The sequence below is a fragment of the Nocardia abscessus NBRC 100374 genome (genome assembly GCF_000308455.1).
Classification (GTDB): Bacteria; Actinomycetota; Actinomycetes; order Mycobacteriales; family Mycobacteriaceae; genus Nocardia; species Nocardia abscessus.
Genome location: NZ_BAFP01000039.1, coordinates 97,356 through 108,830 on the forward strand (window position 1 = coordinate 97,356; position 11,475 = coordinate 108,830).

The 11,475-nt window shown below is 65.8% G+C and carries 8 protein-coding genes; all 8 read left to right on the forward strand.

What is annotated here, in order from left to right; all coding sequences use genetic code 11:
• The first annotated feature begins 560 nt into the window (after positions 1-560).
• The 8 genes from eccA (at position 561) to ON19_RS07805 (ending at position 11,472) form a co-directional block, all read left to right on the forward strand.
• Complete coding sequence (gene eccA, locus ON19_RS07770; protein ID WP_043688591.1) at positions 561-2,321, forward strand: type VII secretion AAA-ATPase EccA; 1,761 nt, start codon at positions 561-563, stop codon at positions 2,319-2,321.
• A gap of 104 nt (positions 2,322-2,425) precedes the next feature.
• On the forward strand, positions 2,426-3,976 hold the full coding sequence (gene eccB / locus ON19_RS07775; RefSeq protein WP_043688592.1) for a type VII secretion protein EccB: 1,551 nt from the start codon (positions 2,426-2,428) through the stop codon (positions 3,974-3,976).
• Positions 3,976-7,989 (forward strand): type VII secretion protein EccCa, encoded by a 4,014-nt coding sequence (gene eccCa, locus ON19_RS07780; protein WP_051168633.1) that lies wholly within the window; start codon positions 3,976-3,978, stop codon positions 7,987-7,989. The genes eccB and eccCa overlap by 1 nt, the downstream gene beginning before the upstream one ends.
• 102 nt (positions 7,990-8,091) lie before the next feature.
• Positions 8,092-8,412 (forward strand): hypothetical protein, encoded by a 321-nt coding sequence (locus ON19_RS07785; protein WP_043688593.1) that lies wholly within the window; start codon positions 8,092-8,094, stop codon positions 8,410-8,412.
• Between the two features lie 29 nt (positions 8,413-8,441).
• On the forward strand, positions 8,442-9,815 hold the full coding sequence (locus ON19_RS38755; protein WP_083899212.1) for a PPE domain-containing protein: 1,374 nt from the start codon (positions 8,442-8,444) through the stop codon (positions 9,813-9,815).
• A gap of 24 nt (positions 9,816-9,839) precedes the next feature.
• Positions 9,840-10,205, forward strand: coding sequence for a hypothetical protein (locus ON19_RS07795; protein ID WP_043688594.1), 366 nt, complete (start codon positions 9,840-9,842; stop codon positions 10,203-10,205).
• A gap of 46 nt (positions 10,206-10,251) precedes the next feature.
• Positions 10,252-10,554: a WXG100 family type VII secretion target gene (locus ON19_RS07800; RefSeq protein ID WP_043688595.1), complete on the forward strand. Its 303-nt coding sequence runs from the start codon at positions 10,252-10,254 to the stop codon at positions 10,552-10,554.
• 84 nt (positions 10,555-10,638) lie between these two features.
• Positions 10,639-11,472: an ESX secretion-associated protein EspG gene (locus tag ON19_RS07805; RefSeq protein WP_043688596.1), complete on the forward strand. Its 834-nt coding sequence runs from the start codon at positions 10,639-10,641 to the stop codon at positions 11,470-11,472.
• The last annotated feature ends 3 nt before the right edge of the window (positions 11,473-11,475 follow it).

An 11,475-nucleotide genomic window follows, 5' to 3' on the forward strand; every position in this document is an offset into this window, starting at 1 on the left:
GGAACGAGTCTCGAAGTCGTAGTGGTGAGAGTGGTAAACGTAGTCACAACCCGGAGGTTGCTATATACCTCGGGTCTCCTACCCCCGCAACGGCCGGTGACCTGCCGGTGCCACCGGCCGTTGCTTTGGGTTCAGATCGTCGGGATGAGGGACCGGCGATCTGTGTTCAGACAGTACCCTCTTCTGTCGGAACGTTCAATAGTGTGCACTTAAATAGCGGCAAGAAATTTTCGGAACTACCGGTGACCTGCTGCGCGGCGGCTGGTGGACCGGATCGCGGCTGGCCAGCCGCCGCCGAAGGGTCGTCCGTGGGGGATGATCGCCGACCCCGAAGTAAACATACCGTTAACTGACGGCACGTTCAAAATTGGCATGTTGATGGTGGCTCGCCCTCGTCGTGACAGCGTCGAAGACGATTTGGGTTCGGTCGTGGCACATCGACCGGAACCGGGTGCGCCGCCGCCGAGGTCGCTTCCCATCGTTGGGAAGGCGTCGAGTCCCGGGCGTGACCGCCGGAATCTATCGTTCGAGCAGGCTAGTTCGGCGGAAGGGAAGTCCGAGTGTCAGCGGCCGAGGACGCGTTCTACACGGGTGTTCAGAATCTTGGGTTGGTCGCCGGTGGCGTGCGCAACGAACAGCATGCGGCGGCGGCGTTTCGGGCCGCCACCGACCTCGACCCGGACATGTGCGACGCCTGGCTCGGGCGCGCGATGGCGGGGGAGGTCACCTCGGAGGTGATCTACGGGGCCTATCGGTCGGTGCACAACCTCTATCGCGACCAGCAGCGGGCGGGTCTGGTCGACCGCGCCCTGTGGTGCCAGGTCGAAATCGGCATGTACGGGCTGCGTGTCGCGATGGCCGATCGCGACCAGATCGCGATCGCGCAGGCTTGTTCGTATGCCGAGGGTGGTGAATGGCAGGAAGCCGCGGCGATTCTCGACGAGGTCCCCAGCGACGACGTCGCGGATTTCGTGCGCATGTCGCTGTTCTTCCGGACGAAGCAATGGCCGGAGGTGCTCGCCGCGCGCACCGCGCGGCCGGTGCTGGAAGACGGCCTGCTGGATATCGCCGCCGAGCTGATGGCCGCCCAGTCACTGGCGCACCTCGGGCGCTTCGGTGAGGCCATGCCACGCGCGCAGCGGATCGTGGAGGACAGCTCGTCGGGCAATCTGTCCTACATCTGGGCCGACGCGCATTTCCTGCTCGGCATGCTGATGCGGCACAACGGCGATCACGACGCCGCCGACAAGATCCTCAAAGGACTGCAAGGTTCGGCGCTGTGGCCCGAGCGCGAGGAATGGCAGCGCGCGGTGCGGGACAAGTCCTACCGGTTCGAGGTCGCCACCGCGGAACTCATCGCGTCCCGGACGAACAAGTGGGATCCCAAGACCGGTGACGACCCGCGCGAAGCGGCCGCCAGTGCGGCCCGCGCCGAACGTGAGAGCCTCCTGTCGGAGGCTTCGGATCTGCTGCAGGCGCAGATCGGCATGGATTCGGTCAAGGAGCAGGTCGACCGGCTCAAGTCCGGTGTGCTGATGGACCAGGTTCGCGCCAAGCGCGGGCTCGCCGTGGATTCGAAGTCGCAGCACTTGATCTTCTCCGGTCCGCCCGGCACGGGTAAGACGACCATCGCGCGCGTGATCGCGAAGATCTTCGCCGGCCTGGGCGTCGTGGAGAACGCCGACGTCATCGAGGTCTCCCGCAACGACATGGTCGGCACCCACCTGGGTCACACGGCGCCCAAGACCAACGCGCTCATCGACTCGGCGCTCGGCGGTGTGCTGTTCATCGATGAGGCGTACACGCTGATCCAGGAAGGCCTTTCCGGCGGCGACGCGTTCGGCAAGGAAGCGGTCGACACGCTGCTGGCCCGGATGGAGAACGACCGCGACAAGCTCGTCGTGATCATCGCAGGATACGAGGACCAGATCGACCGGTTCCTCGCGTCCAACGACGGTCTGGCCTCCCGTTTCACCAAGCGTATCCGTTTCGCCAGCTACGACGCCGACGAACTGGTGCAGATCGCCGATCACATCGCGCGGAAGAAGGATTCGATACTGTCCGAACAGGCGCGCGAGGTGCTGCGGCTGCGGTGTGAGGAATTGGCGGGACAGACCAAGAACGGTCGACGGCTGATCGATCTGGCAGGCAACGGCCGCTTCGTGCGCAACGTGGTCGAGGCCGCGGAAGCCGAGCGTGACTACCGCTTCACCAGGGAAAACGTCGACATCGCCGCGATGACCGACGAGGAACTGATGACGATCGACGCGTTCGACGTCAGCGCGGCGCTCGAGGGTCTGGCGCCGAGCGCAAGGGCGTGAGGCGTCCGCTGATCCAGCATTCCCGATGCTGGGAATGAAGGTCGTATCCACGATGTGACCGCTGGTCGCGATGTGGCAGCAGGGCGGCGGAAGGACGATAACCGGTGGCGCGCTTCCGGGTTGTGACGAAACACCAGATCTCTGGCTGGCGGTTTCTGCTGCGCCGGATCGAGCACGCGCTCGTCCGTCGAGACGCGTCGATGATCGATGACCCGCAGCGCGGTCGGTCCACCGCGCTCGCGATCGGCGTCGCGCTGGCATGCGTGATCATCGCGGGCGCCGCCGTTCTGGCATTCTTCAAACCAGCCAAGAAGGTCGGGGACTCGAAGATCGTGGCGGAGAAGGACACCGGTGCGTTGTTCGTGCGTCTGAACAATCGGCTGTTCCCCGCGCTGAATCTGACCTCCGCTCGGCTCATCGTCGGGTCTCCCGACAAGCCGGTGCAGGTTTCCCGGGACGAGCTGTCGAAGTATCCGCGCGGGCCGTGGGTCGGCATTCCCGGTGCGCCCGGCAACATCGCCGACACCGACGAGAAGGATTCGTCGTGGACGGTGTGTGATACGGCGAGAACCGGTGCGGCGGCGCCGGTCAACCCCGCGACCGGCCTGCCCACCGTGAGCCGCTCGGCTGTGCGGACGACCGCGATCGGCGGCCCGCTCACCGTCGACGGCGACGCCATCCGCCTGCTCGGTGACGGCGAGGCCCGTCTGCTGCGTGACGACACCACGACCTGGCTGGTCTACGGCGATGCGGAGAAGGGCGTGGTGCGCGCCTCGATCGACCTCGCCAGCACCGCGGTGGCCATGGCGCTCGGCATCGACTCGACCGCTCCGGTGGTGGCGGCGTCGAAGGGTTTGGTCAACGCGATCCCCGAGGCACCGCCACTGCGAGTACCCGACGTACCCGGTAAGGGCGAGTCGATCACCCTCAACAACGGATTCACCACGCCGGTCGGCTCGGTACTCACCGTGTCGACGCCGGACCAGGGCGCTTCCTACTATCTCGTCTCGCAGTCGGGGCTGGTGCGGATCAGCGCGGTGTTGGCGGCAATGGTCCGCAATGCGGACTCCCAAGGCGCGGTGTCCACCCGGACCGTCGGACCCGACGTGATCGCGGCGAATCTGCGCCCAGGGCAGTGGCCGGGAACCGCGAGCTACCCGACCCGGCCTATCCGGCTGGTCGATCCCGAGAGATCCGGCGTGACCTGCTTGCACTGGTCGCGCTCCGGAAACGATCCGAATGCGGCCACCGAACTGCTGGTCGGCAGGCAATTGCCGCTCACGCAGGACGAGCAGAACCGCGCGGTGGACCTGGTGACCTCGTCCGCTTCGCGCGGCACAACCGCTGATGCGGCCTACATGCCACGTGACACCGGCCGTTTCGTGCAAGTCACCGGCAGCGAACCGGGTTCGCCGCTGCGCGAATCGCTCTACTGGGTGTCCGACAGCGGTGTTCGCTACGGCGTCGTCATCGATCCGGCAGGCGGCGCCAGCGAGCCCACCTTGACGGCACTGGGTCTGCGGGCGCCGGTCCCCGCGCCGTGGAGCATCGTCTCCCTGTTCGCGGTCGGCCCGCCACTCTCCCAGAAGGACGCTCGCATTCAGCACGACGGTATCCCGAACAACAAGATCGTCGCCGGGCTCGGTGGTTCGTAGTGACCACCACTCGTCGTTTCGTGCGACCCGCCCGGATGGTGCGCGGGCCCAAAGCGCCCGCCGTGACCGAGCTGCGGTTGCAGCCACCCACCGAGCTGCCCAAGCCGGTGCCGCCGTCGCGGCTGCGGATGATCATGCCCGTGGTCATGGTGGCGGCCATGTGCGGGATGATGGTCATGATGTTCCGCGGCGGCGGCGGGGCTATGAACCCGATGATGCTGATGTTCCCCGCCATGATGATGGTGTCGATGTTCGGCATGATGGGTGGCGCTTTCGCGGGCAACGGCTCCGGCGGCGCGGCCGGCCTCAACGAGGAACGCAAAGACTACCTGCGCAGTATCACCGACAACCGCAAGACGGTGCATGGGGCGGAGGCCGAGCTGTACGCGTTCCTGCGCTACACCCACCCCGGTCCCGGTGAGATCGCCAGCCTGATCGGCGGCAAGCGGATGTGGGAGGTTCAGGTCGCGAGTCCGCAGTTCCTGCGGGTGCGGGTCGGCCGTGGACGCATCGCCAATCAAGTGCGAGTCATCGTCCCGGAAGCCGCGCCCACGTCCGATCTCGACCCGGTGGGCGTCGTCGAGTTGACGCGGTTCGCCAAGGCGTATTCGACGGTCGGCGGCATGCCGGTCGCGATCAACCTGCTGTCGGCGCCGCAGGTCGGCGTCGACGGTAACGCGGAACTGGTGGCCGGCCTGCTCCGCGCGATGATCGCCGAGGTCGTCGTGCTGCACGGTCCGGACCAGGTGGCGGTCGCGGCGGTGCTGTCGGATCCGGATGCGCCGGAATGGTCTTGGCTGAAGTGGCTGCCGCACACGCAGCATCCGAGCGACACCGACGCGATCGGCTCGAGCCGGATGGTCTACCGCACCGTCGCCGAGCTGCGCACCAAGGTGCTCGCCGGACTCAATCGCGGTCCGTTCTCCGCGAATTCGCAGCCGACCCTGGACCGGACGCATTATCTGCTGATCGTCGACGTCGCCGGGCCCGCGACCGACCGCGACATCTCCGGCATCGATGGCTGTACGTGGCTGCGGCTGGGCGCCACGGAGCAGAATCTTCCGCGTGCGTTGCGCTTCAATGTGAGCGACGACCGATCGCTCAACGAGGTGACCACCCGCGGGATCCGCCGCGTCGGCGTAGCCGATTCGCTCTCGGTGGCCGCTATGACGGCGATGGCGCGCAATATCTCGCCTTACCGGTTGTCCACGGTGGTGGAGGCGGTAGCCGCCGAGCAGGCCAGCGGCGGCACCTCGTGGGAGGAGATGGTCGGACTGCTCGATCCGGGCGCGGTCCGCATCGATCTGCAGTGGCCGCGGCGGCGGGACGCGGACCGGTCGCGGCTGAATATCCCGTTCGGTCACGATCCGGCGGGCGGCCTGGTTTACCTCGACATCAAGGAATCCGCCGAAGAAGGCATGGGTCCGCACGGCATGTGCATCGGCGCCACCGGTTCGGGCAAGTCGGAATTCCTGCGCACCCTGGTGCTCTCGGCGATCGCGACGCACTCGCCAGATGTCCTGAACCTCTTGCTGGTCGACTTCAAGGGCGGTGCGACCTTCCTCGGTTTCGACCGGCTCTCGCACGTGACGGCGGTCGTCACGAACATGGAAGAGGAAGCCGATCTCGTCACCCGTATGGAGGACGTGATCAATGGCGAAATGGCGCGCAGACAACGCGTGCTGCGCGACGCCGGCAACTTCGCCAGCGTGGCGGACTACGAGCGCGCTCGCGAGCAGGGCGCCGACCTCCCGCCGTTGCCGACCCTGCTGATCATCCTGGACGAGTTCGCCGAACTGCTCGAACAGCATCCGGGCTTCTCCAAACTGTTCGTCGCCATCGGCCGCCTGGGCCGATCGCTCCGCATCCACCTGCTGCTGGCCTCGCAGAAAGTGCCCGCCAACCGGATGGGTGAACTGGAGGCGCACCTTTCGTACCGAATCGCGTTGCGCACCAACCAGACCAGCGACTCGCGTGATGCCATCGGCACCGCCGACGCTTACCACTTGCCGAAGAAGCCGGGCGCCGGGTACCTGCGTGTCGGGTCCGGGGATCTGCAACGGTTCCAAGCCGCGTATGTCGGCGCGCCTTATACGCCGCCGGTGCAGAACTCCACGGCCACTGCGCAGCGGGTGCGCCGCGCGGGCGGCGGATATCGACCACCGCAACGGTTCACCGTGGGGCACATCGTCGACGTGCGTCCGGTCCAGGTCATCGATCCCGAGCCGGTCGCGCCGGAGCCGAATGCCGACGGTGAGCCGGTGACCATCATGGAGACGGTGCTGCAACAGTTCGCCGGCCACGGTAGGCCCGCGCACAAGATGTGGCTCCCGCCGCTCGGCACGCCGCCCACTCTCGACCAGCTCATCGGCTCGGTTCCGCAAGGAGCGCTGCAAGTTCCATTGGCGATCGTGGACAAGCCACGCCAGCAGCGCCAGGACGTATGGTGGGTCGATCTGTCCGCCGGAGGCGGCCACGTGGCCGTGGTCGGTGGCCCGCAGTCGGGCAAATCGACCGCCCTGCAGACCTTGGTCATGTCGGCGGCGCTCACGCACACCCCGGAGCAGGTGCAGTTCTACTGCCTGGACTTCTCCGGCGGGCTGTCCGGGCTGCGCAACCTGCCGCACGTCGGCTCGGTCGCGTCCTCTCGCGACGGTGACCGCATCCGCCGCACCTTCGCCTTGATCACGAATCTGCTCGCGAGCAGGCAGGCACTGTTCACCGAACTCGGCATCGATACCATGCGCGAGTTCCGGCGCAGACGCACCTCGCCGCGGGAGTCGGCCGAACTCAGCGCACGCGGTGACGCGCACGGCGACGTGTTCATCGTTGTGGACGGTTGGGACATCGGCTTCGCGGTCACCGGGCCGTACTACGACGAGTACATGCCGGTGATGGAGAATATCGCCCTGCAAGGCCTCAACTACGGCATCCATCTGGTGGTGAGCAGTTCACGCTGGGCCGCGATCCGGCCCGCGATCAAGGACCTGGTGCAGACCCGGTTGGAGATGCGTCTCGGCGACCTCACCGACACCGTGTTCATGACCCACCGCAACGTCGTCACGGCGATCCCGCCGGACCGCCCCGGCCGATGCATCTCGAACGAAGGCCTGCACATGCTCACCGCGCTGCCACGCGCCGATGCGAACGGGGACCCCGAGTCCGCGGGCGCGGGTCTGGCGGCCGCGATCGACCGCCTGACGCGGTCCTACCAGAATCGGCGGGCGCCGGAAGTGCGGCTGCTGCCTTCCCGGGTCAGCCTGGCGGAGATCAGGGCAGGTTGGCCGGAGCCCACCACGTTGGCGCGCCGGCTCATGGTGCCGTTCGGTGTGCGAGAGTCCGACTTGCGACCTGCCACCATTGATTTCGGTGTCTCCACGCACATGATCGTGCTCGGTTCCTCCGGGTGCGGAAAGTCCACCGTGCTGGCCGCGCTGCTGGAATCGATCCGCCAGCAGTTCGATCGGGACCAGGCGCGTGTTCTGCTGGTCGACTATCGGCGTCAGCACATGGACGCGATCCCGGACGAACAGCTGATCGGATATCTGACCACCGAACGGGACGTGGCCGAGAGCCTGCCCGGATTCGTCGGGAAGATGCGCAGCCGCCGGGCACCCGACGGCGTGACTTCCCAACAGCTCAAGGACCGCTCCTGGTGGACCGGACCGGAGATCTTCGTGGTGGTCGACGATTACCACATGGTCGCGCAGCGCGGCGCGCTCAACCCGCTGGAGCCGTTGAAAGAGGTCATCATCGACGGTCGCGACACCGGGCTGCACCTCATCGTGGCGCGCAATATCGCGCAGGCCGATTCCGCGATGTACGACAACGTGCTCGGCCAGATGAAGAACTTGAACTCCTCGGGTCTCATCATGGACGGCTCCAAGCTGGACGGCATGCTCATCGGGGACGTCAAGCCGTCGAAACAACCGGTCGGCCGCGGCATCCTGGTCGAACCGCTGCACTCGCGGAAGGACCTCGTGCAAGCGGCGTGGACCCCGCCTCAGGAGTGAGAGTGCCCGGGCTGTGCGATGTCCCATCCCCAATATTGGGAATGGCTTAGCGTTCTGTTTGTACCGCTCGATTCGAGTCGGCACCTCTTGTTAGGAGATTCCATGTTTGTCGAGATCACTCCGGAACATCTCCCTATCATTGCCGCGCAGCTCGGCATCTCGACCGCTGATCTGGTCCAGGAGATCGGTACCTCCGCCGCGGGCGCGGTGCCGATGTCACCGGCGATCGATGACGTCAGCCTCATGATGCCCGAGGTATTCGGCGTCTATGGAGCCGGGTTCTTCGGCCACACCGTCCAGGGAGTCGCATACGGCGTCGACGGCGAAGCACAGCTACCTCAGGTCGGTGCGGCCTATTCCGGCGAGGACATCCTCGACGGTGCGCACGTCAGCTCCGTGGGCACTACTTTTGCCGTCAAATAGCCGAAGTCGGTTGAGCGAAGGCTGATGTCATGCCGGTAGGGTTTCTATTCGCTGCGTTGCCGCCGGAGGTGAATATCGCCCGGTTGACCACCGGCCCGGGCTCGGCCTCCTTGGAGGCCACCTCGACCGCGTACACGAAGCTGGCCGCGGCGTTGAGCAGAGCGGCGTCCGGGACCGACGGCTCGATGAGCAACATGGCGGAGTCGTGGCGCGGACCGTCGTCCGAAATGTCGCAAGCGGCATTCCGCAAGCATTCGGGATGGTTACGGCAGCAGGCCGCCGCCGCGGCGAAGGCCGCGGCTCAAACGACGATGGCCGCGGCAGCGTACGAGGTAGCTCGGGCGCAAATGGTGGGCGTCGGAGCGTGGCTGGCCAAGAACCGGGCGGAGCTTCTCGTCCACACCGCGACCAAGAACGCAGCGGGGATCGTGGCGAATCAGCTCGAATACGCGGCGATCTGGGGCGCGGCGGCAGGTGTCATGGGCGCCTACGCGGGTGCTGCCGGGGCGGCGTTGGGAGGTCTGCCCGCGCCGATCGTCCCCACGCCCATCACCACCGGAGGAGGCCAGCAGCCGGTTCCGGTGGGAAGGGATTTCGAGAACTTCGTCCCCAAGCACGACTCCGTTCAAGTCGGTGACCATTCGAACACCGACACCAATACCAACAACACGAATACGAACACCAATACGAATACGAATACGAACAACACCGATACCGGAACCGGTGACCAGACCGGCGATCCCGGCACCGACCCCGGGAAAACGACTCCTGATCCCACCGACCCGGGGCCGGATCCGACCCAACCGGCGGAGCAGTTGCCGTCGCAGGCCGATCAGTCGCTGTCCCAGCAGCTGCCCGAATCGCTGTCCGACTCGTCGCTGGACGGCACGAGTTCGCTGGACCAGCAGGGTTTTCTGGGAACGTCGCCGGATTCGCCCACTCTCGCCGGGCTGTCCGGCGGAGTCGGCAGCCTTGTCATGCTCGGTATGACGCAGGGCGGGCTCGGCGCGATGCCGGGCGCCGCGACCGGGTTCCGGATGCCGTCGAACTGGCAACTCGGCCGCGGAACCGCTTTCGGCGCGACGCCCAATCCCACTGCGGCCGGGCCGGCCTCGCGCAACACACCACCGCGCGGTGCGACCGCGCCGAAGGCGCAGCTGCGGCGGCGCAAGCGGGACGAGGACCGCGAGAAGTCGAAGGTCTTCGTGCCCGGCGAACCTCAGGACGTACCCGTTCTGGAGCAGCCTCCGGTCATAGGCGTCATCGAGTACGCCGATGAGGAACGCCCGGAGGAGCAAGTGGATGAACAGTTGGTGCTGGCCGGTGTTCTCCAAAGTTCCGACGACGACCAGGCGTTGGTCGTCGAAAACGTCCCCGGTGACACACACCGTGGCCGAGATTAGTTCGAAACGGGAAAGGAACAGAAAATGGCCGGCGAACTCAATGCGGTTCCGGATCAACTGATTCCCAGCGCGAAGACCGCGATGGGCCTGCAAGGTAATCACGAGGGCTACCTGAAAGCCCTTCTCGGTGTACAGGACGAGTTGCAGGCTGCGGTCAAGAGCCCTGGCGCAGGCAACCAGATCGTGGCGGCGATGACGGATGCCCACCAGGCGGGCGCCGACCTCGGCCGCCAATTGCAGGAGATCATCCAAACGCTGCTGGACACCGGTATCGCGGTAGACGTCCAGGATATGGAGAACGCCGCTCGGGTCTTGCAGGCGACCGCCTTCGGTATAGATGGCGTCGCAGGCAACGATGCCGTGACAGGCAAAGTCGACCTCACTTGGTGAGTGCCGCCCGTTCGGCAGTTACCAGCGCGAGAAAGGTTAGAAATCCATGAAATACAACTACACGGCAGTCACGACGAGCAACCTCACCTTCCAGAAGATCGTGGGTGATATCCAAGGCAACAACGGGGCCCTTCGTTCTTTGGAGAACGGCCTCAAGGGCTCCTTCACCGGTGAGGCGGCCGAAAACGGTTGGCATCCGACGATCGACCGCTTGATGGCAAAGATCGAAACCTACAATGCCAAGCTCGAATCGCTCAAGAAGACGGTCGAGGCGGTGGCGGGCGAGAACGGTGGCATGCAGGTCAAGGACAAGGAACAGGGCGGCCGGTTCCTGGCACTCGGTATCTAGCCTGCCCGCAGCCCCTGTCCGCCTTGGCTTCGCCGGACGTGGTGCGGTGAGGCTGCACAGGCCGACTACGACTGTGGTGAGAGTGTGGAATCTGATCCTCCCGTAGCGATCGATCTGAACGTCGATGCCGCCCTGCTTTTGAAAGACATGGTCGGCATCGACGCTTATCCTCCCGTGCTGGCGCTGATGCCCAACGTCTACCACGTCGAGGATCTGCGACGGGTGCGCGCTGTCGTAGCGCAAGAGCTCACCGAGGTGGGCATCATCGACGGCGACAGCGTGCATCCGACGGTCGAACACTGGCTGCACTGCCTGTACCGGCCGGACATGGAAATGCTGGCCATGGTCATGGATATCGGACCGGACCAGAAATTCGAGAATGTGCTGCGGTTTTCACTGGTGCGCAGCGACGACACCCATGTGCTCGCGGTGCGCTGTGACGACCATGTGGTCATCCAGTCGGTGTTCCAAGAGGGGCGCGACCTGGAGAACGTGTCGGCCGCGCTGGCCGCCGCGCTGGGACCGGCGGAGGCGCTGCGTTTCACCCCGCTGACCGCGACGCTGGAGCAGTTCGGTGAGGTGCCTACCGACCCGGAAGAGCGGCGGCAAGCGTTGCTGGAGTTGGGTGCCCAACCACACACCGCCGGTGTGCTGACCCGGGTGCTGGATGAGGTGGTGCGTCGCGCCGAGGTCCTGATGATCGAGCATCGGGACGGCGGCTCGGTCCAGAACGAGGCATTCCTGAGCGTGCTCGATACGCTCTCGGGGAGGCTGATCGTCACCCCGAGCAGGGCGATGGATGGAGAGATCTGGTCGACGTACGCTCCTGGCGACGATGCGGCCGTGCGGTCGGGTATCGGGGCGCTCATCGACCTGCTGCCCGGCCGGAGTTGGTTCGACACCAGCAGAACGAGCTGAACA